We start from the raw sequence: 24,687 nt of genomic DNA on the forward strand, positions 1-24,687 counted from the left end.
CACGGGCGACGCCATTGTTCCGGTCAGTTCGTCAGGTCGTAGGGAACACGATAGCCGCTCGTCTCCAGCCAGGCGATCAGGGCCTTGGGCTCGTCGGTCTGGATGATCGTTGCACCGCGATCGATCCAGAAGCCCCAGCTTTCGCGCGGCTTGCCCTCGATAACGGCGCGCTCGTCCCCGCGGCCACCGGCCTGCATGCCGGGTTCACGGTTGACGATCGTGTAGGTGTTGACCCACTGGTGCCAGTTGCCGCGGATTGCCGCCGCACGGGCTTTTGCGGAAAAGAGCACCCCGCCATCCTCCGTCTGCGGTGCGCCGTCGGCATGCCAGTGGACGAGTTCCGCGGCCGGCGCGCCGAAGGGTGCGATCGCCTTTGCCATGAACGCCGGGTCGTGCACCGCATCGTCGGCGAGGATGGGCAGAAAGGTGATATCGGGACCGATGGCGGTCATCAGCGCCTTGGCGTCGGCGACGCGCCTGTCGTTCCAGAGGTTTTCCTTGACGAGGATCTGCTCCGCCATGCCGAGGCGGCGGGCGAGCGCGGCGACCTCCGGCAGGATGTCCGGCGTCAGCTTGTTGTCGATGTTGACGAGGATACGGCCGCGCGTCTCGATCAGGGCCTGCTCGAGCGTCGGCACCGTTTCGTCCGTCGCATGACCATCGGCCTCCACCACGAGGCGGCAGGTTTTCAGCACGGCCAGCGGCGTCGCGCGGGTCTCGCCCCGGCAGGTCGTGGTGCGATCCAGAAAATCGTCGTGCATGAGGATCAGCGTGCCGTCAGAGGATTTGCGAACGTCGAGTTCGATCATCTCGGCACCGAGCGCGATGGCGTTGCGGATCGCATCGAGCGAATTCTCCGCCCGGATCATGCGGCCGTTTTCCTTCCAGCCGGTCCGGTGCGCGACGACCATGATGTGGCTGCGCCAGGCATTGGCATTCTTCAACCGATCGAGAATCTGAGAGGTTCGCGTCGTCTCTATCGCCCGGGCGGGAAAGGTCGCGGCCACGGCAAGACAGCCAGCGAGTGCGGAAATGAGGAGACCGGTCCAGCGCATCGTGCAAGCCCTTTGGACGGTTGCGGGTCCACTGGGCTTAGAATCCGGCCGTGACAGCGCCGTGAAGCTGCGATGACGGAAGCATGAAGTGTTGTGGGGCTTAGCGGGACGCTTCGTTGGCCCGCATCGGCATGCTGTCGATCAGGCCGAAGAGCCGATCGGGCGTCACGGGCGCCACGGCCCGCAGCTTGATACCGCCATCTTTGCCGACGAGGATCGCCGTGAACCGGCCGTTCCGGTCAATGCCGGCGTCCGTGCGAAGCTCTCGCGCCGAGACCGAAGCCGCCGTGCCGAACACCGGGTTCACGCTGTCACCGAGAACCTCGAGGACGACCATGTCGCGGTCTGCGAGAGCCTTCGTCTCCCCGGCAAGAAGCCGCCTCTGTTCTGCGACACCGGGATCTCCAGGGTTTGAGAAGACGATGAGCACGCGGTTCTTCCAGCCGAAGGCATCGAGACCCGCGGCGCTGGCGCCCGATGTGGCGGTGGCGGCGAGAAGGGCAAGGGCGACCGTCTTGAAACTGCGGATCATCGGGGATCTCCTTCACGCGATGAACGCCGCGCCAAGGCGCGACGTTCCTTCACATCCCCGTCAGCGTGCGTGCGATCAGGCGATGAACGTGTCGTAGAGCAGCTTGATGTTCAGCACGACGATGATCGTGGCGACCAGCCAGGCGAGCGCTCCGACCCAGCGGGCAACCACGAAGGTGCCCATCTTTTCCCGGTTGGTAACGAAGCTGACGAGCGGGATGACCGCGAAGGGGAGCTGCATGGAGAGCACGACCTGGCTCAGCACCAGCAGTTCGGCCGTGCCGCGTTCGCCATAGAGATAGGTGATGACGACGACGGGTACGATGGCGATGCCGCGGGTGATGAGGCGACGGGCCCAGTTGGGAATCGTCAGCCGCAGAAAGCCTTCCATGACGATCTGGCCGGCAAGCGTCGCCGTGACGGTGGAGTTGAGACCGGAGGCGAGCAGCGCGACGGCAAAGAGCGTCGAGGCGATGCCGAGGCCCAGCAACGGCGAGAGAAGCTCGTAGGCCTGCTCGATTTCCGCGACCTCGGTGCGGCCGTTGGCATGGAAGACGGAGGCTGCGACGATGAGGATGGCGGCATTGATGAACAGCGCCAGCATGAGCGCAATGGTGCTGTCGAGCGTCGCCCACTTGATGGCCTCGCGCTTGCCCGGCTCTGTGCGCTCGAACTTGCGTGTCTGGACGATGGAGGAGTGGAGGTAGAGATTGTGCGGCATGACGGTAGCGCCGATGATGCCGATGGCGATGTAGAGCATGGCCGGATTGGTGACGACCTCCGTCGAGGGCAGGAAGCCCTGCAGGACGGCGGCGATCGGAGGGGCCGCTGCCGCGATCTGCACGATGAAGCAGAGGGCGATGATGCCGAGCAGCGCCATAACGAAGGCTTCCAGGAAGCGGAAGCCCTTCTGCATCAGATAGAGAAGCAGGATGGCGTCGAGCGCGGTGATCAGCGCGCCGGCGATCAGGGGAATGCCGAACAGCAGCTTCAGCGCGATCGCCGTGCCGATGACCTCCGCAAGGTCGCAGGCGATGATGGCGAGTTCGCAGGCGATCCAGAGCACGAAGCCGACGGGCTTCGGATAGGCATCGCGACAGGCCTGCGCCAGATCCCGGCCCGTGGCGATGCCGAGACGCGCGGCCAGCGCCTGCAGCAGAATGGCCATGAGGTTGGAGAGAAGAATGACGGTGAGCAGCGTGTAACCGAACTGGGCGCCGCCGGCGATGTCGGTCGCCCAGTTGCCGGGGTCCATGTAGCCGACCGACACCATATAGCCGGGGCCGACGAAGGCCAGAAACCGCCGGAACCATGTGCCGCCGGTGGGCACGGCGACGGTCGAATGCACATCGGCGAGACTCTGGCGCCCCTCCTCTTCGGAATGGTTGAACCGCCAGCTGGAGCGGGTCTCACGCTGGTTCAAGGAAAGGTCGGGGGTGGCCATCGGGGCAGTCTCCGGATGCGGAAAGACGTCAATGTCGGAAAGCTAGGGCAGGTCCGAACATTATGCAATATGCTATATTTCATCGATCTTGCTTTTTTCTGCAGTGCGGCGGTTTGGCCGCAACGCGGGAATTGTGGCGGTGGAAGAGCGGAGAAAGCCATTCGGCAAAAACCGGCTTGCATGCTAGACACGCAAAACACGATGCCATGCCCATCCGGCATGCAAGCTGAAAGGATCAGGAATACGTGGCGCGCCGAACCATTCCCCGCGCGGATCCCCTTCCGGACGCCGACATTCACTCCGAGGGCTTTCGCCAGACACGGGAAGCACGGCGCGGCGCTCTGGTCGAGGACTATGTCGAACTCATCGCCGACCTGATCGATGACGGCAACGAGGCGCGCCAGGTCGATATCGCCGCGCGTCTCGGCGTGGCGCAACCGACTGTCGCCAAGATGCTCGCGCGGCTGGCGGCGGACGGCCTCGTCTCGCGCAAGCCCTATCGCGGCGTGTTCCTGACGGAAGCCGGGCAGAAAATGGCAGCCGAAAGCCGCGAGCGTCACCAGACGGTGGAGCAGTTCCTGCGGTGCCTCGGCGTCAGCCCGGAGACGGCGCGCATCGATGCCGAGGGCATCGAGCACCATGTCAGCGACGAGACGCTCGCCGCCTTCCGCCGCCTGATTGCCGACCGCTCCTGACGCAGGCTGTCTTCGGCATCAGAGCCCGAGACATGACAGCATGATGAAGGTGGCGAACAGCACGAAATGGGTCATGCCTTCGATGGCGTTGGTCTCGCCGTCATTGAGGTTGATGGCGGCGACGATCAGCGTGATGGTGATCATGACCGTCTGCACCGGCGTCATCGCCATGATGAACGGCTGGCCGGTGTAAAGCGCAATGGCCTCCATGACCGGCACGGTGAGAATGACCGTCGACAGCGACGCACCCAGTGCGATGTTGACCACCGACTGCATGTGATTGGCGAGCGCCGAGCGCATGGCCGTCATGATCTCGGGCGCGGCGGAAATGGCGGCGACGACGATGGCGGCGAGAACCGGCGGCGCGCCGGTGCCCTCCAGGCCCGTATTCAGCAGCGTCGACATGATTTCCGCGAGAACGCCGATGACGACGATGCCGAACACCAGGATGCCGATCGAGAGCGCCGTGCTCTGGGGCGCCTCGACAGGGCCGCCGGCGCTCTCGCGGCGCGTCTTGGGGTAGCTGTAGCTGAAGAAATAGCTGTGCGCGCCGACCTGCATGCGCAGGAACAAGGCGTAGAGCATGATCATGGCGACGATGGTGAAGCCGGAATAGAGGTGCCACTTCGCCTGCGGTACGAATTCCGGCACGATCATGGAAATGCTCATGGCCGTGAGAATCATCACGCAATAGGTGCGACTGGAATCGTCGTTATAGGGCTGTTCGCCATGCTTCAGCCCACCCAGAAGGGCGGCTATGCCGAGAATGCCGTTAATATCCAGCATGACGGCGGAATAGATCGTGTCGCGCACCAGGGTCGGCGAGCTCTCCGGCGAGCGCATCATGATTGCGAGAATGACCACCTCGACCAGAACGGCCGACAGCGTCAGGATCATCGTGCCATAGGGATCGCCGACCTTGGTGGCGAGGATTTCCGCATGGTGCGCCACCCGCATCGAGGCGAGGATGATGGCCGCGATAAGGAACACGGCGCCGGCGAGCGAGGCCACCTGCCCCATGCCGATCAGCGTGTGCTCGGCGGAAAAGCCGGCGATACCCGCCGCGATGGCAACGAGGATGAGCCGCTCTGAGCGGATGAGGGTGAAGAGCACGGCGCCTCGCTCGTCTGGATGCTGGATTCGGCCCGGTCGGCCTGAAGGGGTCGGAAAATGCAAGTATAGGTGCCGGGACACGCATTTCAATAAAAGTGCCGCGCGTGATAAACCAAGGATTATTTTCCTCGCGTTCTTTACTTGATGCTGATTTTTGGCTAGTGTCCTGCCGGATAGAGGAGAGGCTCCGCTTCCCCGGTCACGTGTCATGCGGACACGTGACCGGGACACCGAGATTACCAGGATACCGGGACGATGCTGTCACATGAGCGTATCTGGCATGCGATAGACGCCTTGGCGGAGCGGCATCAGATGTCGCCGTCGGGACTTGCCCGGCGTGCCGGCCTCGATCCGACCTCGTTCAACAAATCCAAGCGCCAGTCCGCCGACGGACGTGAGCGCTGGCCCTCCACCGAATCCATCGCCAAGGTTCTCGACGCGACGGGCTCGACCATCGGGCAGTTCATGGAATTCCTGCGGCCGGACGGCGGCAAGGGCTCGAACGGCGTGGAGACTCTGGCGTCGTCCAACGCCATTCCGCTTCTCGGCTTCGCCCAGGCGGGCGCCGGCGGCTTTTTCGACGATGGCGGCTTTCCCGCAGGTCAGGGCTGGGATGTGGTCGATTTTCCCGCGGCCGGCACCAAGGCGGGCGTCTATGCGCTGGAGATCCAGGGCGACAGCATGCAGCCGCTCTATCGGGATGGCGATGTGCTGATCGTGGAGCCGGGCGCGCAGGTTCGCCGCGGCGACCGCGTCGTCGTCAAGACCACCGAAGGCGAGGTCATGGCCAAGGTGCTGATGCGGCAGAGCGCGCGCGGCATCGATCTCCACTCCCTCAATCCCGAACATCCGAACCGCAGCTTCGACCTCTCCGAGGTGGAGTGGATCGCCCGGATCATCTGGGCGAGCCAGTAGGACCGTTTTCCTCATGCATCGTTTTCTGCTCCGCATCGGTGGTCCCGCGCTCTGCGTCGTCCTGACCCTCGGCCTGCTTCTGACGGGCAAGTCGGCGATCACGGGCGAAGAGAGCACGGCTGCGCCGGACATGACGCTGGAGACACCCGATCTCGGCGATGTCCCGACGATCGGTGAAGATCCTGACATCGGCGATATCGTTCCCGCCGATCCCGGGGCGGAGCCGCTGCCGTTTTCGCCCGAGGCGCCGCAGCCGGGCGGCGGTGTGACGCCGGGCCCCGTTCCAGAGCCGCCGCCGGCAGCCGGAGCGCTCCCCAGCGCCACGCTCGTCGATCCGGCAACGCTGGAGGAGACCATTCTCCGGCATCCCGTCGCTCTGTCGGCCGGCCTGGTCGATTTCGAGGGGCGGACGATCCAGATCGCGGGCGTCAAGCCGCAGTCGGTCGAGCGGATCTGCCGTGCGACGACGGGGGACTGGCCGTGCGGCACCATTGCCCGCACCGCCTTCCGCAACTTCATCCGCGCCCGCGCCTTTACCTGTCAGACACCGAAAGGTGGGTGGAGCGGAACGGCCACCGCGCGGTGCACGATCGGCACCGATGACCCCGCCCTCTGGCTGGCCCGCAATGGCTGGGCGGAGGTGGAGGGAGACGATACGGCCCTGACCGCTGCGGTCGCATCCGCGAAGACCACATCGAAGGGCTTCTATCGCAGCGGCACGGAGCCCTCGGCGCCGTCGGCCGAGCCTGCGCCTTGATGGCGTTCACAGGGGACGGCCTGCTGCTGGAACGCCGCAGGATCGGTGGATGTCTTGCAACGGGGCGGCTGCGACCATACGTGCGGAGCGGATGAACCCCGGAGATCGCATGTCCCAAACCTTAAGCCACCAGGAAGCCCTGATCCACGTCATGGTCATGATGTCGGCGGTGGACAGCGCCATGAGCGACGAGGAGCTGGAGCGGATCGGCAAGCTCTGCCGCATCCTGCCCGTCTTCGACGACTTCGAGGAAGAGGACCTCGTGCCCGTGGCACAGCGCTGCGCGACCTTGCTGTCGGCACCGGAGGGGCTCGATATTCTGCTGGAACTGGTGCGCGAGGCGCTGCCGCCGCGTCTGTTCGAGACGGCCTATGCGCTGGCCGTCGATATCGCGGCCGTCGATCTCACCGTCCGAACCGAAGAGCTGCGGCTCCTCGCCTTGCTGCGCGACCGTCTCGGCCTCGACAAGCTCGTCTGCGCCGCCATCGAGCGGGGTGCACAGGCGCGTATGCGCCACTGAAAGTGCGCTTCGTGCGCGATCAGTAGATGCCCGTCGGGAAATATCGCAGGTAGATTTCATTCAAGCGGCCGCTGCGGGACAGCTCCAGAAGCGCGTGATCCAGCGCCTGCGTCAGGGCCGGATCGCCCTTCCGGTTCATGATCGCCAGACCTTCGCCAAGGAAGTGCTCGGAGACATAAGCGCCATCGACGAGCCTGCAGCAGGCGGCCGCATCGGGCGAGGCTGCCCAGAAGGACAGCTGCATCCCGTCCGAGAAGACCGCCTCCACCGCGCCCGTCTTCAGGGCCTGAAGCATGGCCGCGCGATCGGGAAAGGCCTGCGCCGTGGCTGCGGGAAAGAACGCCTTGAACATGGCCTCGTGCGTCGTGCCCGCGACGACGCCGACCCGCTTTGCCAGGAGTGCGGGGAGGTCGGTTTTGGCGACCGTTCCCGGCGGGGTCCGCGCGGCGAAGCGGGCGGGGAGACGCAGGAACGGCCGCGTGAAGGCAAAGCGCTGACGAAGCGCGTCCGTCATATCGACGCCGGCCAGCACAGCCTCGCCCTGTCCCTCCTCCAGCGCCGGCTGAAGCTCCTCAAAGGTCACCGCCTGTATCTGACACTTCGCCTCGATCTCCAGAACCCGGCAGATTTCGCGGGCGAGATCGACATGGAAGCCGGAGAGCTTCTGCGACTGGTCGATGAAGTTGAACGGCGGAAAATCGACGGTGGTCAGGAACCGCAGGCGTGCAAGCCCGCTGAGATCGGGCTTTGCGATCCGCTCGCGGGCGTCGAAGGACAAAGGCAGTTCGCGCACCGGTTCCGCCGCGTGCACTGCAATATTTCCTATCCAGACCGCCGCAAAGATGATTAAGATCATCCTAATGATCGGCTGAATTGAGACGTTCCGTATCATTCTCATCAAATTCCGGCTTCCGGTCTTCACGGCCGACGCTGTCTGCGACGAGGTGTTCATGCGTGTCCTAGACTATCCGTCGCTGCTGGAAATGGCTACTCGAAGAGCGCGTCCCGTTCCGGAAAACACGCCTCTACCGACCTTTTCCGGGGATCTGTTGCGCGAAGGGCGTCTCCTTCTAAAACTCGGCATCGGCAAGCCGACGATCGCCCGGATGATGCTGCGGGCGCAGGAGAATGGGACGACCGCAGAGGACGAACTCCTGGCGTCCGGCGAAATCGTTGATACGCTCTATTTCGAGGCGCTGGCGGATCTGCTGGGGCTTCCGTTCATGGCGGACATCGATGCCGATCAGGTTCACGATGCCGAACCGCTGGATGCGCAGCTCGTCTTGCCGGACATGCTGCGTCTCTTTCATTCGAGCCGGCCGGCGATCACCGTCATCGTGCCCAAACTCGACCAGCTCCACGATCTCGCGCTGAGGCTCGATCGACGGCCGGCGCTTGTCGACATCCTGGCCGTATCGACACCCCGTGCGGTGCGGACGGCGGCCTGGACGGCGGGCCGGGAGCGGCGCGTGCGCGACGCGGTGACCCTCCTTTTCGATGCCAGGCCCGAACACAGCGCCCGCATCGTGTTCTGGGGCAAGCAAGGCTTCTATGCCGGGCTCGGGCTTTCGTTTTTTGTCGTCTCCGCCTTTCTCATGCCGCTCGTCTGGCTGCTGGTCACGCATCTCGTGTTGACCACCCTCTACTTCTGCCAGCTTTTCCTGCGCGCACGCGCCCTCCTCCATGTGAAGAAAGCCGTGCTGAAGCCGGCGTCCGCGCCGAGGCTCGATACGCGCGCGACGGGGCCCCTTCCGGTCTACTCGATCTTCGTCGCCCTCTACCGCGAGACGGAGGTCGTGGCACAGCTGGTCGGCGCGCTCGATCGGCTCGACTGGCCCCGGTCGCGCCTCGACATCAAGCTGATCTGCGAGGCCGACGATGGCGAAACGCTCGCCGCCCTGGAAGCCCTGTCCCTATCGCCCGAATACGAGATCGTGCGCGTTCCCGCCGCCGCGCCGCGCACGAAGCCGAAGGCGCTGAGCTATGCCCTTCCCGGTGCGCGCGGCACGTTCCTGACCATCTACGACGCGGAGGACCGGCCGGACCCGGGCCAGCTGCGGGAGGCGCATGCCGTCTTTCTCGCGGCGGATCCGCGCGTTGCCTGCCTCCAGTCGCCTTTGGTCGTCACGAATGCCAGAGCGGGATGGCTGAGCGCCATGTTCGCACTCGAATATGCCGCTCTGTTTCGCGGGCTGCTGCCCTTCCTGTCATCGGCTGGCCTTCCCCTGCCGCTCGGCGGCACATCGAACCATTTTCGCGTGGATGCGCTCAAGGCGGTCGGAGGATGGGATCCGTTCAACACGACCGAGGATGCGGATCTCGGCATGCGGCTCTATCGCCTGGGCTACCGCTCGCAGATGATCCGTCGCCCGACGCTCGAGGACGCGCCGACGGACACGGCAGCCTGGTTTGCGCAGCGGACGCGTTGGTTCAAGGGCTGGCTGCAGACATGGCTCGTGATGATGCGGGATCCCGGCCTCTTCTACCGGCAGATGGGATGGAGGGCGTTCGCGACCGCGCAGATCCTCGTTGCCGGCATGATCCTGTCGGCGCTGGCGCACCCGCTGACCCTGGCCTTCCTGATCTATCTCGGCTGGACGCTGCTTAACGGCCATCTGTCGAGCGGAGACACGGTCCTTGCCTCCTGCCTGATAATCCTCGACACGCTCAACATCATCGGCAGCTACACCCTCATGATCCAGCTCGGCCGCAAGCCGATGGGCGCCGAGGAGTGGCGGGCCGTGGGCGGACGATGGCGGGCCGTACCCGCCTACTGGCTGATGATCTCCGGCGCAGCCTGGGCTGCCATCATCGAGCTCTATCGTAAGCCCTTCGTCTGGAACAAGACGCCGCACCGGCCGACACGTTCATAGGACATAGCCCGTGGAAGCGGGCTCGCTTCAAGGACGCGACGGCAAGATACGAACGCGGGCCCGCAAGCCGCCTGCTCAGCGCCGCCGATTGGCCGCGGCGCGGCTGTAATAGGCCTGTTTCTGCTTGTACATGTCGATATCGGCGCGCTTGACCAGAGCCTCCATGCTTTCCGAGACCGTGCTGGTCGCGCGGCCCATGGAGACGCTGAGTGTTCCTGTGGGATAGAACTGGTTGTTGATCTTCAGAAGATCGTCGATGCTCTCGATCATCGCCGCCACCGCCGCTTCGTCGGCGCCGGGCATGAGCAAGGCGAACTCGTCGCCGCCGATGCGCGCGGCGCGATTGGGGCCGCTCACCGCTTCGTTCAGCACTTCTCCCAGACGCCGCAACAGCGCATCGCCGGCATCGTGACCGCGCTGATCGTTTGCCTCCTTCAGACCATTGAGATCGAGAATGACGACGGACACCGGACGCAGGGACTTCCGCTCGATCCGGTTCAGCTCCTCCATGTAGAAGGCACGGTTGTGCAGCTTGGTCAGGACATCGTGCTTGCCGAGATATTCGAGATAGGCCTCGGCCTTCTTGCGGGCGGTGATATCGGTCAGGGCGACCTGGACCAGCGACCAGTCGTCCTCGTGTCCGGGCAACACGGAAAACTGCAGCAGCACGAAGCGCTCGGACCCGTCGAGCGCGTAATTGACGACTTCGCGATGGTGGAGCAGATTGCCGTTCCACAGCTCGATCAGCTGCTCGCGAAAATGCTGCTGCATGTTGCCGCGGAAGATGTCGGCGAGGCGGTGGAGCAGCGTCCGGCGATCGGGTGCGCCAAAAAGATCGAGCGTCGCCTGATTGACGTCGATCACGCGGATCTCGCTCATGCACTGCGTGACGAATTCGGGATGCACGTCGGTGAACACGCGGAAATCCAGAATGCCGCGCCGGCGCACGTCGTCGAGCAACAGTTTGATCCGGCTGAAATCTTCCACCCAGAGCGAGACCGGGGAGTGTTCGAAGATCCCTTCCGCATACTGGCGGCTCTCCCGCTCCGCGCGGGCCGCCGTTTCGCGTGCCGTCACGTCTTCCGTGGTAAGAAGCACCCGGGCCAGCGTCCTCTCGTGGCCCGGAAGCACATTGCCCCTCAGCTGGATATCGAGCCTGCGGCCGCCCAGCGTGTAGTTGATGGCGTTGCTGGCAAAGACGGACTTGCCGTCGAAAAGCTGGGAGAGCTCGCTGATGTGGCTGGTCAGCATGTCGTCGCGAAAGACGAGGCCGAGGTTTTCAACCAGATGATCGAGGTCGCGCGCCTCAAACAGCTCCAGCGTTCGCCTGTTGACCTTCAGCACCTTGATACGGCTGGAACAGGCTGCGACACGGGCAGGATCTTCGGCAAGGAAGGCGGAGATGTTCTCGACGCCTTCGCCACGCCATGTCTCGAACAAGGCCTGGACGCCGCTGAAATCCTCGATCCACATGGCGACCGGCGCCAGATCGAACGTTTGGGCTACATCGTCTTCCATCGTCACGAAATCATGGATCCTTGTTGAACCGATGCGTCATGTTTGACTGACCATTAGAGCCGTAGCCAAGAAAAGACGATCTTGCAACGCAACCTATGCTGCGCCGCACGCAAAACCCGCCATTCGCGGCATGGTCTCACGGCTCAGCGTGACATCGTCACGGCAATGTCACGCCGATTGACGGGAATATCACACATCCGTATGTTACCGCTCGCCGACGGCCATCGCTTTCGGAATCGGGATGGGAGGACGGAACGATGGATTGCCTGCTCGGCATCGACAATGGGCTCACGGTGACGAAGGCCGTCGTCTTCCGGCCGGATGGAACGCCGATCTCCGTGGCGCGTCGCCGGGTCGCGCAGTCGCTACCGCATCCGCGCTGGGTGGAGCGCGACATGGACGGGCTCTGGGCCGCCACCGCCGAGGCGATCCGCGAAGCGATCACGACGGCCGGTTGCCGTCCCTCCGACATCAAGGCTGTCGCTGCGACCGCGCATGGCGATGGCGTCTATGTGCTTGGCCGCGACAGCCGGCCGCTGGGGCCTGGCATCCTGTCGCTCGACAGCCGCGCCGGTACCTTGTCCGACGCGTGGAACGCGACCGATATCGCCGCGCGGGCGCTCGATCTGACGGGCCAGTCTCCGCACGCTTCCGCACCCTCGGCCATCCTTGCCTGGATGCGCGACAATCAGCCGGAGCGCTTCGCCGGCATCGGCCATGTGCTCGCCTGCAAGGACTGGCTGCGCTTCTGCCTGACCGGCACGATCGGCACGGACCGGACGGAGGCGAGCATTGCCTTCACGAACGTCGCGACGCAGGCCTTCGACCGCGAGGCGCTGGCGCTGTTCGGTCTGGACGCCGTGTGGAACGCGCTTCCCGACATGGCGCCGTCGGCGGCGATCGTCGGCGGCGTGACGGCCGCGGCTTCCGCGCTGACCGGGCTTGTGGAGGGGACGCCGGTCGCCGCCGGCTTGCACGATGTGACCGCCTCCGCCCTGGGCATCGGCGGGCACGAGGTGGGGCTGCTGTCGATCGTTGCCGGCACCTACTCGATCAACGAGGTGGTGACGGACCGGCCGGTCACCAATTCGCGCTGGCACTGCCGAAGCGCCATCGAGCCCGGGCAGTGGAACAACATGGCCGTTTCCCCGGCATCGACTGCGAATTACGACTGGTTCCTCGACCAGTTCTGCCGTGCCGAGCAGAGCGAAGCCGCAGCGAGCGGCACCGGCGTGCATGCGCTTCTGAAACCGGAACTCGATGCCGCCTTCGGTCGTCCGTCCGATATCCTGTTCCACCCCTACCTGTTCGGCTCGCCCTATGGCAGCACGGCAAGCGCGGGCTTCTTCGGCGTTCACGGCTGGCACGATCGCGGCGATATGCTGAAGGCCGTCCTCGAAGGAATCGTCTTCAACCACAAGGCCCATGTGGACGACCTGCGCAGCGTCATGCCGATCACGGAGGCGCGGATTTCGGGCGGCGGCGCACGCAATCCGGCGCTGTCGCAGATGTTTGCCGATGCGCTCGACCTGCCGGTCCACGTGACCTCGGCGGATGAGGCCGCCGCCTGGGGCGCCGCATTGACGGCGGGCGCCGCGATCGGCCTCTACGAGAGCCCGCAGGCCGGCGCCCGCCAGACGACGACGATCCTGCGCAGCCACATGCCGGACCCGGAGCGACGGGCGGCCCTTGCGGCACGGTATACGCTCTACCGCGAGATGGCGGAGGCGATGCAGCCGCACTGGCGCGCCATCGAGCGGCTTGCGGAAGGTTCGCGACGGGCGATCGCGACATGAAGGCCGATGCCCGCCGGGAGGAGATCGCCGACTATATCATGCAGGCCGGACAGGCCCGCATCGAGGATCTGGTCGCGCATTTCGGCGTGTCCCGCATGACGATCCACCGCCATGTCGACCGGCTTGCCCATCAGGGCGTGCTGCGCAAGCTGCACGGCACCGTCACCGTTCAGCCATCCGGCCTCTACGAGAGCGCCTTCCGCTATCGCGAGACCGTGGGCAAGGCGGAGAAGGCGGCGCTGGCGCGTGCAGCGCTTGCCCATGTGGAGCCCGGACAGGCGGTGATGCTCGACGACAGCACCACCGGTGCCGCCCTTGCCGACCTCCTCGCCGGCGTGCGGCCGCTGACGGTGATCACCAACGGGCTCGTCTCCACCAACCGGCTGATCGACATCGACGACATCGAGGTGCTCTGCCTCGGCGGCACCTACCACCGCACCTTCAACGCCTTCATCGGCCTGACGACGGAACGCACCGTCGCAGCGCTCCGGGCCAATGTGTTCTTCTGCTCGGCCTCGGCGGTGGATGGCGGCACGGCATTTATCCAGGACGCGCAGGTGACCAAGGTCAAGCAGGCGATGATGGCCGCGGCCTCGCGCCGTATCCTGCTGCTCGACTCGTCGAAATTCGGCAAGGTCGCGCTGAACGTCTTTGCCGATCTCACGGCCTTCGATGCCGTTCTGGCGACGGACAGGCTGGCCGACACCGTCCGCGCCGATCTTCTGGCACGCGGCGTTCCCCTCAGCATCATCAAGACAGGCAGGACATCATGAGCGAAACCGTCAACGAGACGCGCTGGCCGGGCGGCATGGCCGAGCGCATGGAAGCGATCGCGAGAACCGGCACCGTCGATGTCGTCATCATCGGCGCGGGCGTCAACGGCGCCGGGCTGTTTCGCGATCTCTGCGCGCAAGGCCTGACCTGCCTCATCCTCGACAAGTCGGATTACGGATCCGGCACCAGTGCCGCACCCTCGCGGCTGATCCATGGGGGCCTGAAATACCTGGAAACGGGCGAGCTGCGTCTGGTGGCGCAATCCACCTATGAGCGCAACCTGCTGCTGCGCAACGCGCCGCATTATGTGAAGCCGCTCGCAACCGTCATTCCCATCTTTTCCTGGACGAAAGGCGTCTGGTCGGCCGTGCGCACGCTCTTCGGTGCCAAGGGAACGCCGCGCAGCCGCGGCGCGCTTCTGATCAAGACCGGACTGTCGATGTACGACGCCTATGGCGCGCGCCAGCGGGTGATGCCGCGGCACAGCATGGCCGGCAAGGCCGCATCGCTGCGCAGCCTGCCGGCGCTCACGCCCCGTATCGTGGCCACCGGCACCTATTACGACGCGACCGTGACGCATCCCGAGCGGCTGGTGGCCGAACTGGTGCGCGACGGCCTTGCGGCCAGCCCCACCTCTGCCGCCGTCAATCATGCACGCCTGGAAAGCCGCGCCGGCGATACGCTCGTCATCTCCAGCCTGCTCGACGGTGCAACGCTGCGCGTCAAACCGAAGATCGTTGTGAACGCCGGCGGGCCCTGGATCGACACGGTCAATGCCACGCTCGGCGAGACATCCCGCATGATCGGCGGCACCAAGGGCTCGCACATCCTGCTGCGCCATGACGCGCTGCTGAAAGAGCTCGACGGGCGGATGATCTACTTCGAGGCGGACGACGGCCGGATCTGCCTCGTCTTCGACTATCTCGGCCGCGCGATGGTCGGCTCGACCGACATCAAGGCCGACCAGCCCGACAGCGTGCGCTGCGAGGACGACGAGATCGACTACCTGCTCGACAGCCTCGGCAAGCTCCTGCCGAAGATGCATTTCGACCGCAGCCAGATCGTCTACACCTACAGCGGCATCCGTCCTTTGCCGGCTAATGATGCGAGGGATCCCGGCCTGATCAGCCGCGATCATGTGACGCCGGTGCTGGAGCCGACGGGGGACCGCCCCTTCCCCGTGCTGTCTCTCGTCGGCGGCAAGTGGACGACGTTTCGCGGCTATGCCGAAGAGGTGGCCGACACCGTCTTGCAGCGCCTCGGCCGGTCGCGCGCGGTTTCGACGGAGGTGATGCCGATCGGCGGCGGGCGCAACTATCCCGGCGACGATGCGGCACGCCACCGGCTGGTCGCCGATATCGCCGCGACATCAGGGCTTCCCCAGGCGCAAGCGGAAGCGCTGTTCGCCCGCTATGGAACGACAGCGCACGCCGTCGCCCGGCACATCGCCGCGTCGAGTGCCGTCGCCCTTCCCGACGCGCCGGACCATGTCGAAGGCGAGATCGATTATCTCATCCGCCATGAGCAGGTGGGACGGCTCGCCGATATCGTGCTTCGCCGCACGGCGCTCGCCGTCACGGGAACGCTGACACGGCGCCTCCTCCGCCGGATCGCGGAGATTGCCGGCCAGGGGCTCGCGTGGGATGCGGCAAGAATGGAGCAGGAGATCGAGAGCGTCAGCGACGAACTCTCGCGGCTGCATGGCGTGACCCTGGCGTAGTCGCCGGGGTTCGTCGCCCGAAATGCGCCAATATTTTCGGGGGCTTCAAGACAATAAAAAAGGCCGGGGCGAAACCGCACCGACCTTCCTCATTCGCTTTTATCAAGTTGCCAGTACATCCGTGGTCAAATCGACGAAAGCTTGTATCGGACCCGAGAACATCTCTTCTTTCGAAACGCTCGACCGGTTGCCGATAAGACGAATATAGGGGCCGAATGTGACGGCTTCAAGTCAGAGCCGAATTTTCTTCGGAAAAATCATTCCAGCCGATCGACCGGCCCCGAGCCGGCGTGGAGCGGTGACATATATCTCAGGGTCGCACAGGAAGGGGCTGGAGCGGGTGAAGGGAATCGAACCCTCGTATTCAGCTTGGGAAGCTGCTGCTCTACCATTGAGCTACACCCGCCGATGCGCCAGACATCCAACAGATGCGGCGGCGTGTCAATCCTCAAGCGCGAAAACGCGGATGCGAAACGCGGCTCTCAGCCACGAAAGTGCTTGGAAAGCTTCAGGCCCTGCGCCTGATAGTTCGATCCGACACCGAGGCCGTACAGACCTTTCGGGCGCTCCATCATGTGTTCGTAGACGAGGCGGCCGACGATCTGGCCGTGTTCGAGAATGAAGGGCACCTCGTGGCTGCGCACTTCAAGCACGGCGCGGCTGCCCGTGCCGCCCGCCTGCGCATGGCCGAAGCCGGGGTCGAAGAAACCGGCATAATGGACGCGGAACTCGCCGACCAGCGGATCGAACGGCGTCATTTCCGCGGCAAAGAGCGGCGGCACATGCACGGCCTCGCGCGAGACGAGGATGTAGAACTCATCGGGATCAAGGATGAGCTCGTCGGCGCCGCGGCTGTAGAGCGGCTCCCAGAAATCGTAGATCCCGTGAGCGCCCTTGCGGTCCACATCCACCACGGCCGTGTGGTGCTTGCCGCGATAGCCGATCAGCCCGTCGGCGCCGGTTCCCTTCAGGTCGATCGACAGGGCGATGCCGGCACCGGAAACGTTCGGCGTATCGCTGGCCACCAGCGTCTCCGTGCGGTGAAGGTCGAGAACCTCGCCCTCCGTCAGCAGCGCATGGCCGACGCGGAAGCGGATCTGCGACAGGCGCGAGCCGCGCCGCACGATGACGGGGAAGGTGCGCGGGCTGATTTCGAGATAGAGCGGGCCGCGATAGCCGGCCGGGATCTTGTCGAACTCCTGCGCGCGATCGGTGATGACGCGGGTGAAGATATCGAGCCGGCCGGTCGAGCTTTTCGGATTGGCCGAGGCCGACATCGCAGCCGGCAGGTCGAGGCTTTCCATCAGGGGGACGATGTAGACGCAGCCTGTTTCGAGCACGGCGCCCTCGGTCAGGTCGATCACGTGCAGCTTCAGGCGATCGAGCTTGTCGGCGACGAGATGGCCGGGCCCCGGCATGAAGCTCGCGCGCACCCGGAAGGCCCGGGCGCCGAGCCGCAGGTCGAGGCTCGCCGGCTGGATCTGGTCCTCGTCCAGCGGTCCTTCGCTCAGAAGGCGGCCATCATCGAACAGCGAAGCGATTGCGCTATCCGCCAGAATGCCCGTTTCGCGCGCCATGCCATCATCCTTTTTTCGAGGCCGACAAAACCAAATACGGCCGATTGACGCAAGCGGGGCGAAGACGTATGGGAACTTATCCCGTGGTGATTTGGCCGGTCGGCTTGCAGCCACGTTAAACAAATGGCTAAAAAGACCGGGCTCGAACCGGTCTGCTTTACGCGACCGGTTTTTTTGTTTCTGGAAGGAGACAAGCGATGAGCACGGCAAACAACACCTGGCGCCCGGCGACACAGCTCGTTCACGGCGGCACCACCCGCTCCAACCATGGCGAGACGTCCGAGGCGATCTTCCTCACGCAGGGCTTCCTCTACGACACCTCGGAGGCCGCGGAAGCGCGCTTCAAGGGCGAGACGGACGGCTTCATCTATGCCCGCTACGGCAGCCCGACCAACGACATGTTCGAAAAGCGCATGTGCCTGCTGGAAGGCGCCGAGGATGCGCGCGCCACGGCCTCGGGCATGGCAGCCGTGTCCGCAGCCATTCTCTGCCAGCTGAAGGCCGGCGATCATATCGTTGCCGCCCGTGCGCTCTTCGGCTCGTGCCGCTGGGTCGTGGAAACGCTGGCGCCGACCTACGGCATCGAATGCACGCTGGTCGATGGCCGCTTCATCGAGAACTGGGAAAAGGCGATCCGCCCGAACACCAAGGTCTTCTTCCTCGAAAGCCCGACCAACCCGACGCTGGAAGTGGTCGATATCGCCGCCGTGGCCAAGCTTGCCGATGCGGCGGGTGCCAAGCTTGTGGTGGACAACGTCTTTGCGACGCCGCTGCTGCAGAAGCCGCTCGACCTCGGCGCGCATGTCGTCGTCTATTCCGCCACCAAGCATATCGACGGCCAGGGCCGGTGCCTCGGCGGCGTCATCCTGTCGTCGAAGGACTGGATCGACGAGCATCTGCACGACTACTTCCGCCACACGGGCCCGGCCCTGTCGCCGTTCAATGCCTGGACGCTGCTGAAGGGCATCGAAACCCTGCCGCTGCGCGTGCGCCAGCAGAGCGAGAATGCGGCGAAGGTTGCCGATTTCCTGGCCGAGCAGAACCAGATCGCCCGCGTCATCTATCCCGGCCGGAAGGATCACCCGCAGGCCGACATCATCGCGCGGCAGATGAAGGGTGGCTCCACGCTGGTCTGCTTCGAGATGAAGGGCGGCAAGGAGGCGGCGTTCGCGCTGCAGAACGCTCTGGAGATCGTCAAGATCTCCAACAATCTCGGCGATGCCAAGAGCCTGATCACGCATCCCGCGACCACGACGCACAAGAACCTCGCCGAAGACGCCCGCGCCGAACTCGGCATTTCTGACGGTACCGTGCGCCTCTCCGCCGGGATCGAGGACAGTGACGACCTGATCGAGGATTTCGCCCGGGCGCTCAAGGCCGTCTCGGCCTGAGCCAACCCGTCCGCGATCGCCGTAAACCCTGAAATCGCGCCGCACCGGCGCGATTTTTCTTTGTCCCGCGCTGCAACACACTTTTCGCGCGCGTTATTCTTCGGGAAACCATCTGGCCGTAGACTGAGTTCAGCGACTGGAAAGGTTTTGCATCATGTATCGCGCGCTGACACGGGACATCGAAGTCACCGTAGAGCCCTACTATCTCGAGGATCAGTCCGATCCCGAAGATGGGCGCTACGTCTGGGGCTACCGGATCCTGATCTCCAACCGCTCCGTCAAGACGGTGCGGCTGATGACGCGCTACTGGCATATCACCGACGAGAACGGACAGGTGGACGAGGTGAACGGCCCCGGCGTGATCGGCGAGCAGCCCATCCTGAACCCGGGCGATACGTTCGAATATTCCTCCGGCTGTCCGCTCGACACGCCCTCCGGCGTCATGTTCGGCCATTACGCGATGGAGACGCCGGACGGCGAGACCTTCACGGTGGACATTCCCGCCTTCTCGCTGGACCTGCCGGGTCTGAGCCGCACGCTGAACTGACTCCCGGCGGGAAGAGCCGGGAACCTGTCTCTGGGCGAGCGTTTGGCGAGCCGATTACTGCGGACGGACTTCCGTCGCCTCGAAGGTGTAGGTGGTCGAGCAGAACTCGCAGGTCACCGAGATGACGCCATCCTCCACCGTGCTGTCGATTTCCTCCTGGCTGAAGCTGGCGAGGACGTCGCGCAGCTTCTCACGCGAGCAGGCGCACTGGTCGTAGACGGCCTGCGGCGGATAGACCCGCACGCCGCGCTCATGGAACAGGCGAAAGAGCAGCCGTTCCGTGCCGACCATGGGGTCCGTCAGTTCGTCCGCGTCGATCGTTTCCACCATCACGCGGGCCTCGTCCCAGAGGTCGTCCACGCTGCCGTCGAAGCTCTCGGCACCGTCGCCGCCATGCAGGTCCGGCTGGCGCATCCGGTCGGGTGCTTCCGGCAGGAACTGCGCGACCATGCCGCCGGCCCGCCAGCGATGACGCGGCTTGCCGTTCTCGTCGCGATCCAGAAGCTCGGCAACGCCGAGGCGCACCTTGGTCGGGATCTGCTCCGACTGGCGGAAGTAGACGCCAGCGATCTCTTCCAGCGAGGCGCCGTCGAGCGGCACGATGCCCTGATAGCGCTGGGTGAACTCGCCCTGGTCGATGGTGAAGGCGAGGACACCTTCGCCAAGCAGAGCCTGCGGATCGGTTTCACCCTTCTCGATGGCGCTGGCCAAGGCCTCCTCGTCGTAGCGGGCATAGGCGCGCACACGGTCCGGGGTCGAGAAATCGGCAACGACGAGATCCACCGGACCATCGCTCTTCGTCTGGATGATCAGCTTGCCGTCGAACTTCAGCGAGGTGCCAAGCAGCACTGTGAGCACCACCGTTTCGGCCACGAGACGCGCGACCGGCAGCGGGTAATTGTGACGTTCGAGAATCGCATCCAGCATCGGCCCGAGCTGGACGGCGCGACCGCGCACGTCGAGGCCTTCCACCTGGAAAGGCACGACACGATCGTCGCCCGCATAGCCGAATTCGCCGAGATCTGGTCCCTTGTCCACCATGTCCAACCTCCTGATGCAAGACCCGCCGCGGCGAGCCCGAACGCAGATGACAGCGCCCCGGACAGGTCCGGGAATCGCACGCCGCAACTCCATTCTATTGGATTGATATGAAATGCCAGCAGAAAACCGTGGCATCCGCTTGCCCCTAAATCGGGAGCCGGATGCCGCTTTTCAAGGTTTCAGCCATGCAAGGCTCGGGGCGTGTGCTCAGAGAGCGCCCAGGCACCAGGCGAGGATCGACTTCTGGGCATGCAGGCGGTTCTCTGCCTCGTCGAACACGACGGACTGGCGACCGTCGATCACGTCGTCGGTGACTTCCTCACCACGATGCGCGGGCAGGCAGTGCATGAACAGCGCGTTCTCGTCCGCCCGCGCCATCAGGGCGGCATTGACCTGATACGGCTGGAAGACATTGTGACCGCGCGCGCGGTGCTCCTGGTTCATCGAGACCCAGGTATCGGTCACCACGCAGTCGGCACCGGCCACCGTCTTTTCCGGATCGTGCGACAGCACGACATTGCCGCCATTGTTGCGCGCCCAGTTGAGAATCTTGTCGTCGGGCTCGGAGCCGAGCGGTACGGCCATCTTCATCGTGTAGCCGAACCGCGCCGAGCCCTCGATGAAGGAGTGCAGCACATTGTTGCCGTCGCCGGTCCAGGCGATGGTTTTGCCCTTCACGGGGCCGTTATGCTCCTCGAAGGTCATGATGTCGGCCATGATCTGGCAGGGATGCGTCGTATCCGTCAGCGCGTTGATGACGGGCACGGTGGCATGGTCTGCCAGCTCCAGAAGGCGGCTGTGATCCGTGGTGCGGATCATGATCGCATCGACATAGCGCGAGAGGACCTTGGCAGTATCGCCGATGGTTTCGGCGCGCCCGAGCTGCATTTCCGTGCCCGACAGGAACAGCGTCTCGCCACCCAGCTGCCGCATGCCGACATCGAAGGACACACGGGTGCGGGTGGAAGGCTTTTCGAAGATCATGGCGAGCATCTTGCCGGCCAGCGGCTTCTCGGCGGTTCCGGCCTTGGTCGCTGCCTTTCGCACCCGCGCATCATCGATGATGGAGCGTAGGTTCTCCGCCGACATGGCGGAGAGATCGAGGAAGTGCCGGGTATCAGCCATGGAAATGCGGTGTCCTGTCCTTGTCCCATCGGGGCTTCAGCCTCCGTGTGCGGGCATGGGTGTCGGTAATCCTGGGTTTCGGTATCCGTCTCGGCCTCAAGCCGTGGCGCGCTGCTTGACCGCCGTCAGGGTCTCGCTGGCGCGCTCGATGCGGGCAAGGCCCTCGCGGGCTTCCTCTGCGGTCGTGATCAGCGGCGGCAGCAGGCGGATGACGTTTTCGCCGGCGGGAACGGCCAGCATCTTTTCCGCCCGGATCGCCTTCAGCAACTCCGCCGAGGGAACCGCCGCCTTGATACCGAGCATGAGGCCTTCGCCGCGGATCTCCTCGATCACATCGGGAAAGCGATCGGCAAGCGAGGCCAATCCCTGACGGAAGACGAGCGCGACGTCGCGGACATGCTCCAAGAAGCCCTCGCCCAGAACCACGTCGAGCACGGCGTTGCCGACGGCCATGGCCAGCGGGTTGCCGCCATAGGTGGAGCCATGCGTGCCGGCGACCATGCCGGAGGCGGCCTCTTCCGTCGCGAGGCAAGCGCCGAGCGGAAAGCCGCCGCCGATTCCCTTTGCAGCTGCTAGGATGTCCGGCGAAATGCCCGACCATTCATAGGCGAAGAGCTTGCCGGTCCGGCCGACGCCGCACTGGACTTCATCGAAGATCAGCATCAGGCCGTGTTCGTCGCAGAGATCGCGCAGGGCCTGCAGGAAGGCCTTGGGTGCCGGGCGGATGCCGCCCTCGCCCTGGATCGGCTCGATCAGGATTGCGGCCGTCTCCTCGGTGATCGCCGCCTTGACGGCATCGAGGTCGCCGAAGGGAACCTGGACGAAGCCCGGCGCCTTCGGGCCGAAGCCCTCAAGATATTTCGCCTGCCCGCCGGCTGCGATGGTCGCAAGCGTGCGGCCGTGGAAAGCACCTTCGAAGGTGATGACGTGAAAGCGCTCCGGCCGGCCCTTGGCGAACTGGTAGCGGCGGGCGGTCTTGATGGCGCACTCCAGCGCTTCCGCGCCGGAATTGGTGAAGAAGACCTTGTCGGCGAAGGTGTTGTCCGTCAGGCGCGTGGCGAGCTTTTCCTGGCCGGGGATCTCGTAGAGATTCGACAGGTGCCAGACCTTGTCGGCCTGGTCCTTCAGCGCCGCCACCAGATGGGGATGGGCGTGACCGAGCGAATTGACGGCCACGCCGGCGGCAAAATCGAGATAGCGCGTGCCATCTTCCGCCACCAGCCAGACACCTTCGCCGCGCTCGAAGCGCAGCGGCGCGCGCATGTAGGTTTCGTAAAGCGGGGTTGCCTCGGCCATCGTGCCAATCTCCTCGTCCTGTCCGCGCGGGCTGCGGGGAAGGTTCGACCTGTTCTGCAGAGACCGGCAGCGCCGGCCCGACACTAGAGCGCCGCGCGTCGTCCATGACGCGTCAAGGTCGCTCTAACACGTTAGAGTTGCTGCGAAATCCTGCCCGGAAACCGATCCCGACGTCAGGAATTCTGCAGTAAAAATACCGCCCAGAGGGCGGCGAGCGCACTATCGGTACTTCACGTGCCGCTGTCAACAAAAGTCCCGGAACGACAGGCTTTTTGCGCGTTTTTCAGCCGCGATGCTTTCCGGCGAAAAGACCTTGCAAATATATCACGCGGTGACAGCAAGTTGGGGAAAACCCAAAAATCGATTCGGGTCGATTCATGGGACTCTTGTCACGGAGTCACCCCGTCTCTAGGTTAGTAAATAATTGCTAGACGCATGCGGCGGACCTAGTCACCAAAAGAGTCAAGGCGTTGCAGTCTCGGAGCCATCCGGGACGCGGTGAGGGATTCGTCCTTTGTGAACGGCCTGGAACGGAGACGACAATGAACTGGACTGACGAGCGGGTGGAGAGACTGAAGAAGCTCTGGGCCGAGGGGTTGAGCGCGAGCCAGATCGCGGCACAGCTCGGCGGCGTCAGCCGCAATGCCGTCATCGGCAAGGTTCACCGTCTGTCGCTTCCCGGTCGCGCCAAGGCCGGTGGTGCCGCGCCGAGCGCAACCCGCCCGAAGCGTCCCGTCGCCGTCGCACGTCCGGCCGCTCCCGAAGCGGTCGTCGCCAACGCGGCGCCGCGCTCCGCACCGTTGCGTCCGACGGCACGCCCGGTCAGCACGATGAACGTCATCGAGGACTCCGAAAGCGCCTTCGCACCGGAGACCGCACTGACGGTGACCGGCAGCGGAGCGAGCGGCGCCACCGGCAGCAATGTCGTCGTGCCGATGTCGCGCAAGCTCGTTCTGACGCAGCTCACCGACCGCACCTGCAAGTGGCCGATCGGCGACCCGATGAAGGACGAGTTTCACTTCTGCGGCAACGATTCGCCCGACAGCTCGCCCTATTGCACCTTCCACGCCAAGCTGGCCTACCAGCCCTCGGCCGAGCGTCGCCGCGCGCGATAGGCGCTCCAGAGACCCACGACGTGAAAGGCCTTTTTCGGAGCACGAAGAAGGCCTTTTTTTCGTTCTGGATAATGGAGGGGTTGCGCCTGTCCCGAAGATGCGCCCGATCGACCGGCCTGACGCCCCTGGAAACGTTGCGCTTCTGGTGGTCGGCGCGGGCTCAGCTTTCCAGCGAGTAACCCGCCCCGCGGACCGTGCGGATGACATCCTGCATGTTGGAGAAGTTCAGGGCCTTGCGCAGGCGGCCGACATGGACGTCGACGGTGCGCTCGTCCACGTAGATATCGTGCCCCCAGACGCCGTCGAGAAGCTGCGAGCGCGAGAAGACGCGGCCGGGCGAGGCCATGAAGAATTCGAGCAGGCGGAACTCCGTCGGCCCGAGGCGGACTTCGCGGGTCTTGCGGTGGACGCGGTGGGTTTCGCGATCGAGCTCGATATCGCCGCATTTCAGAAGCGAGGAAAGAACCTCCGGGCGCGCGCGGCGCAGCATGGCTTTCACCCGCGCGATCAGCTCGGGCGTCGAGAAGGGCTTGACCACATAATCGTCGGCGCCGGTGGCAAGGCCGCGGACCCGCTCGCTCTCCTCGCCGCGCGCCGTCAGCATGATGATCGGCAGGCGCTCCGTTTCGCTGCGCTGGCGCAGACGGCGGCAGAGCTCGATGCCGGAAACGCCGGGCAGCATCCAGTCGAGGATCAGAAGATCGGGCAGCCGTTCCTGCAGCCGCACCTCCGCCTCGTCGCCCCGGTTGATGGTGTCGACATCGAAGCCCTCGGCCTCGAGATTGTAACGCAGGAGAACGCTCAGGGCTTCTTCATCTTCCACGACGGCAATTTTCGGCTGCATTTCTGGACTCCGTAGTGTCCTTGTCACGCGACAAGGCTTT

At 64.7% G+C, this 24,687-nt stretch carries 22 protein-coding genes, 1 tRNA gene and 1 riboswitch; of the genes, 11 read left to right on the top strand and 12 right to left on the bottom strand.

Translation table 11 applies throughout. The features are described from left to right. Nucleotides 1-23 precede the first annotated feature (23 nt). From LRX75_RS05880 to LRX75_RS05890, 3 genes are all read right to left on the bottom strand, one after another. A complete protein-coding gene (locus LRX75_RS05880) occupies nucleotides 24-1,055 on the bottom strand; it encodes a glycerophosphodiester phosphodiesterase family protein (RefSeq protein WP_231812698.1) in 1,032 nt (343 codons plus the stop codon). Between the two features lie 100 nt (nucleotides 1,056-1,155). Continuing rightward, nucleotides 1,156-1,587, bottom strand: coding sequence for a DUF4174 domain-containing protein (locus LRX75_RS05885; RefSeq protein WP_231812700.1), 432 nt, complete (start codon nucleotides 1,585-1,587; stop codon nucleotides 1,156-1,158). 75 nt (nucleotides 1,588-1,662) lie between these two features. Then, complete coding sequence (locus LRX75_RS05890) at nucleotides 1,663-3,030, bottom strand: Nramp family divalent metal transporter (RefSeq protein ID WP_231812702.1); 1,368 nt, start codon at nucleotides 3,028-3,030, stop codon at nucleotides 1,663-1,665. A 245-nt stretch (nucleotides 3,031-3,275) separates the two neighbouring features. Between LRX75_RS05890 and mntR the strand changes: the two genes are divergently transcribed. Beyond that, nucleotides 3,276-3,725 (top strand): manganese-binding transcriptional regulator MntR, encoded by a 450-nt coding sequence (gene mntR, locus LRX75_RS05895; RefSeq protein WP_113149243.1) that lies wholly within the window; start codon nucleotides 3,276-3,278, stop codon nucleotides 3,723-3,725. Nucleotides 3,726-3,743: 18 nt separating this feature from the next. Here mntR and LRX75_RS05900 read toward each other — a convergent pair whose 3' ends face one another. Beyond that, nucleotides 3,744-4,745, bottom strand: coding sequence for a calcium:cation antiporter (locus tag LRX75_RS05900; protein WP_269456092.1), 1,002 nt, complete (start codon nucleotides 4,743-4,745; stop codon nucleotides 3,744-3,746). Nucleotides 4,746-5,093: 348 nt separating this feature from the next. Here LRX75_RS05900 and LRX75_RS05905 point away from each other — a divergent pair, with 348 nt between their 5' ends. The 3 genes from LRX75_RS05905 to LRX75_RS05915 all read left to right on the top strand — a co-directional run bounded on the left by LRX75_RS05905 (nucleotide 5,094) and on the right by LRX75_RS05915 (nucleotide 7,030). Further along, nucleotides 5,094-5,753, top strand: a complete 660-nt coding sequence (locus LRX75_RS05905) for a S24 family peptidase (protein WP_113149245.1) — start codon at nucleotides 5,094-5,096, stop codon at nucleotides 5,751-5,753. 13 nt (nucleotides 5,754-5,766) lie between these two features. Continuing rightward, a complete protein-coding gene (locus tag LRX75_RS05910) occupies nucleotides 5,767-6,510 on the top strand; it encodes a hypothetical protein (RefSeq protein ID WP_231812706.1) in 744 nt (247 codons plus the stop codon). Nucleotides 6,511-6,619: 109 nt separating this feature from the next. After that, nucleotides 6,620-7,030, top strand: coding sequence for a tellurite resistance TerB family protein (locus LRX75_RS05915; protein WP_231812708.1), 411 nt, complete (start codon nucleotides 6,620-6,622; stop codon nucleotides 7,028-7,030). 19 nt (nucleotides 7,031-7,049) lie between these two features. Here the strand turns inward: LRX75_RS05915 and LRX75_RS05920 are convergent, their stop codons facing one another. After that, on the bottom strand, nucleotides 7,050-7,886 hold the full coding sequence (locus LRX75_RS05920; protein WP_269456079.1) for a transporter substrate-binding domain-containing protein: 837 nt from the start codon (nucleotides 7,884-7,886) through the stop codon (nucleotides 7,050-7,052). 94 nt (nucleotides 7,887-7,980) lie between these two features. On the opposite strand from LRX75_RS05920, the gene LRX75_RS05925 reads away from it, so the two are divergent. Then, nucleotides 7,981-9,903, top strand: a complete 1,923-nt coding sequence (locus LRX75_RS05925) for a glycosyltransferase family 2 protein (RefSeq protein ID WP_231812712.1) — start codon at nucleotides 7,981-7,983, stop codon at nucleotides 9,901-9,903. A 75-nt stretch (nucleotides 9,904-9,978) separates the two neighbouring features. On the opposite strand, the gene LRX75_RS05930 is transcribed toward LRX75_RS05925, so the two are convergent. After that, nucleotides 9,979-11,421, bottom strand: a complete 1,443-nt coding sequence (locus LRX75_RS05930) for a sensor domain-containing diguanylate cyclase (RefSeq protein WP_231812714.1) — start codon at nucleotides 11,419-11,421, stop codon at nucleotides 9,979-9,981. A gap of 257 nt (nucleotides 11,422-11,678) precedes the next feature. Between LRX75_RS05930 and LRX75_RS05935 the strand changes: the two genes are divergently transcribed. The 3 genes from LRX75_RS05935 to LRX75_RS05945 are packed head-to-tail and all read left to right on the top strand — an operon-like array spanning nucleotide 11,679 to nucleotide 15,711. Next, on the top strand, nucleotides 11,679-13,217 hold the full coding sequence (locus LRX75_RS05935) for an FGGY-family carbohydrate kinase (RefSeq protein WP_231812716.1): 1,539 nt from the start codon (nucleotides 11,679-11,681) through the stop codon (nucleotides 13,215-13,217). Beyond that, nucleotides 13,214-13,990 carry a DeoR/GlpR family DNA-binding transcription regulator gene (locus tag LRX75_RS05940; protein ID WP_113149251.1) on the top strand — a complete coding sequence of 259 codons (777 nt, stop codon included), beginning with the start codon at nucleotides 13,214-13,216 and terminating at the stop codon, nucleotides 13,988-13,990. The genes LRX75_RS05935 and LRX75_RS05940 overlap by 4 nt, the downstream gene beginning before the upstream one ends. A 35-nt stretch (nucleotides 13,991-14,025) precedes the next feature. Further along, complete coding sequence (locus LRX75_RS05945) at nucleotides 14,026-15,711, top strand: glycerol-3-phosphate dehydrogenase/oxidase (RefSeq protein WP_231812987.1); 1,686 nt, start codon at nucleotides 14,026-14,028, stop codon at nucleotides 15,709-15,711. A gap of 332 nt (nucleotides 15,712-16,043) precedes the next feature. Here the strand turns inward: LRX75_RS05945 and LRX75_RS05950 are convergent. Further along, a tRNA-Gly gene (locus LRX75_RS05950) sits at nucleotides 16,044-16,117 on the bottom strand. Between the two features lie 76 nt (nucleotides 16,118-16,193). Then, nucleotides 16,194-17,288, bottom strand: coding sequence for a 2'-deoxycytidine 5'-triphosphate deaminase (locus LRX75_RS05955; RefSeq protein ID WP_231812718.1), 1,095 nt, complete (start codon nucleotides 17,286-17,288; stop codon nucleotides 16,194-16,196). 73 nt (nucleotides 17,289-17,361) lie between these two features. Further along, a riboswitch (SAM riboswitch) is annotated at nucleotides 17,362-17,440 on the top strand. A 45-nt stretch (nucleotides 17,441-17,485) separates the two neighbouring features. Here LRX75_RS05955 and LRX75_RS05960 point away from each other — a divergent pair. Both LRX75_RS05960 and apaG read left to right on the top strand, forming a co-directional pair. Further along, nucleotides 17,486-18,679, top strand: a complete 1,194-nt coding sequence (locus LRX75_RS05960; protein WP_231812720.1) for an O-succinylhomoserine sulfhydrylase — start codon at nucleotides 17,486-17,488, stop codon at nucleotides 18,677-18,679. Nucleotides 18,680-18,833: 154 nt separating this feature from the next. Beyond that, nucleotides 18,834-19,226, top strand: coding sequence for a Co2+/Mg2+ efflux protein ApaG (gene apaG, locus LRX75_RS05965; RefSeq protein ID WP_113149254.1), 393 nt, complete (start codon nucleotides 18,834-18,836; stop codon nucleotides 19,224-19,226). A gap of 54 nt (nucleotides 19,227-19,280) precedes the next feature. On the opposite strand, the gene LRX75_RS05970 is transcribed toward apaG, so the two are convergent. From LRX75_RS05970 to LRX75_RS05980, 3 genes are all read right to left on the bottom strand, one after another. After that, nucleotides 19,281-20,267, bottom strand: a complete 987-nt coding sequence (locus LRX75_RS05970; protein ID WP_113149255.1) for an Hsp33 family molecular chaperone — start codon at nucleotides 20,265-20,267, stop codon at nucleotides 19,281-19,283. A gap of 207 nt (nucleotides 20,268-20,474) precedes the next feature. After that, on the bottom strand, nucleotides 20,475-21,392 hold the full coding sequence (gene argF / locus LRX75_RS05975; RefSeq protein ID WP_231812722.1) for an ornithine carbamoyltransferase: 918 nt from the start codon (nucleotides 21,390-21,392) through the stop codon (nucleotides 20,475-20,477). 96 nt (nucleotides 21,393-21,488) lie between these two features. Next, nucleotides 21,489-22,688, bottom strand: coding sequence for an aspartate aminotransferase family protein (locus tag LRX75_RS05980; RefSeq protein WP_231812724.1), 1,200 nt, complete (start codon nucleotides 22,686-22,688; stop codon nucleotides 21,489-21,491). A 542-nt stretch (nucleotides 22,689-23,230) separates the two neighbouring features. Between LRX75_RS05980 and LRX75_RS05985 the strand changes: the two genes are divergently transcribed. Beyond that, the gene (locus LRX75_RS05985) at nucleotides 23,231-23,803 is read left to right on the top strand and encodes a GcrA family cell cycle regulator (RefSeq protein WP_231812726.1); all 573 of its coding nucleotides are present in this window, start codon (nucleotides 23,231-23,233) and stop codon (nucleotides 23,801-23,803) included. A 160-nt stretch (nucleotides 23,804-23,963) separates the two neighbouring features. Here the strand turns inward: LRX75_RS05985 and phoB are convergent, their stop codons facing one another. Beyond that, complete coding sequence (gene phoB, locus LRX75_RS05990) at nucleotides 23,964-24,647, bottom strand: phosphate regulon transcriptional regulator PhoB (protein ID WP_062595195.1); 684 nt, start codon at nucleotides 24,645-24,647, stop codon at nucleotides 23,964-23,966. Nucleotides 24,648-24,687 lie beyond the last annotated feature (40 nt).

The sequence above is a fragment of the Rhizobium quercicola genome (genome assembly GCF_021168455.1).
In the GTDB taxonomy this organism is placed as follows: domain Bacteria; phylum Pseudomonadota; class Alphaproteobacteria; order Rhizobiales; family Rhizobiaceae; genus Ferranicluibacter; species Ferranicluibacter quercicola.

Excerpts from the sequence above, each read along its gene's own strand:
- LRX75_RS05880 (WP_231812698.1), bottom strand. The coding sequence starts at position 1,055 with ATGCGCTGGACCGGTCTCCTCATTTCCGCACTCGCTGGCTGTCTTGCC.
- LRX75_RS05885 (WP_231812700.1), bottom strand. The coding sequence starts at position 1,587 with ATGATCCGCAGTTTCAAGACGGTCGCCCTTGCCCTTCTCGCCGCCACC.
- LRX75_RS05890 (WP_231812702.1), bottom strand. The coding sequence starts at position 3,030 with ATGGCCACCCCCGACCTTTCCTTGAACCAGCGTGAGACCCGCTCCAGC.
- LRX75_RS05900 (WP_269456092.1), bottom strand. The coding sequence starts at position 4,745 with ATGGGGCAGGTGGCCTCGCTCGCCGGCGCCGTGTTCCTTATCGCGGCC.
- LRX75_RS05905 (WP_113149245.1), top strand. The coding sequence starts at position 5,094 with ATGCTGTCACATGAGCGTATCTGGCATGCGATAGACGCCTTGGCGGAG.
- LRX75_RS05910 (WP_231812706.1), top strand. The coding sequence starts at position 5,767 with ATGCATCGTTTTCTGCTCCGCATCGGTGGTCCCGCGCTCTGCGTCGTC.
- LRX75_RS05915 (WP_231812708.1), top strand. The coding sequence starts at position 6,620 with ATGTCCCAAACCTTAAGCCACCAGGAAGCCCTGATCCACGTCATGGTC.
- LRX75_RS05920 (WP_269456079.1), bottom strand. The coding sequence starts at position 7,886 with ATGATCTTAATCATCTTTGCGGCGGTCTGGATAGGAAATATTGCAGTG.
- LRX75_RS05925 (WP_231812712.1), top strand. The coding sequence starts at position 7,981 with ATGCGTGTCCTAGACTATCCGTCGCTGCTGGAAATGGCTACTCGAAGA.
- LRX75_RS05930 (WP_231812714.1), bottom strand. The coding sequence starts at position 11,421 with ATGGAAGACGATGTAGCCCAAACGTTCGATCTGGCGCCGGTCGCCATG.
- LRX75_RS05935 (WP_231812716.1), top strand. The coding sequence starts at position 11,679 with ATGGATTGCCTGCTCGGCATCGACAATGGGCTCACGGTGACGAAGGCC.
- LRX75_RS05940 (WP_113149251.1), top strand. The coding sequence starts at position 13,214 with ATGAAGGCCGATGCCCGCCGGGAGGAGATCGCCGACTATATCATGCAG.
- LRX75_RS05945 (WP_231812987.1), top strand. The coding sequence starts at position 14,026 with ATGGCCGAGCGCATGGAAGCGATCGCGAGAACCGGCACCGTCGATGTC.
- LRX75_RS05955 (WP_231812718.1), bottom strand. The coding sequence starts at position 17,288 with ATGGCGCGCGAAACGGGCATTCTGGCGGATAGCGCAATCGCTTCGCTG.
- LRX75_RS05960 (WP_231812720.1), top strand. The coding sequence starts at position 17,486 with ATGAGCACGGCAAACAACACCTGGCGCCCGGCGACACAGCTCGTTCAC.
- apaG (WP_113149254.1), top strand. The coding sequence starts at position 18,834 with ATGTATCGCGCGCTGACACGGGACATCGAAGTCACCGTAGAGCCCTAC.
- LRX75_RS05970 (WP_113149255.1), bottom strand. The coding sequence starts at position 20,267 with ATGGTGGACAAGGGACCAGATCTCGGCGAATTCGGCTATGCGGGCGAC.
- argF (WP_231812722.1), bottom strand. The coding sequence starts at position 21,392 with ATGGCTGATACCCGGCACTTCCTCGATCTCTCCGCCATGTCGGCGGAG.
- LRX75_RS05980 (WP_231812724.1), bottom strand. The coding sequence starts at position 22,688 with ATGGCCGAGGCAACCCCGCTTTACGAAACCTACATGCGCGCGCCGCTG.
- LRX75_RS05985 (WP_231812726.1), top strand. The coding sequence starts at position 23,231 with ATGAACTGGACTGACGAGCGGGTGGAGAGACTGAAGAAGCTCTGGGCC.
- phoB (WP_062595195.1), bottom strand. The coding sequence starts at position 24,647 with ATGCAGCCGAAAATTGCCGTCGTGGAAGATGAAGAAGCCCTGAGCGTT.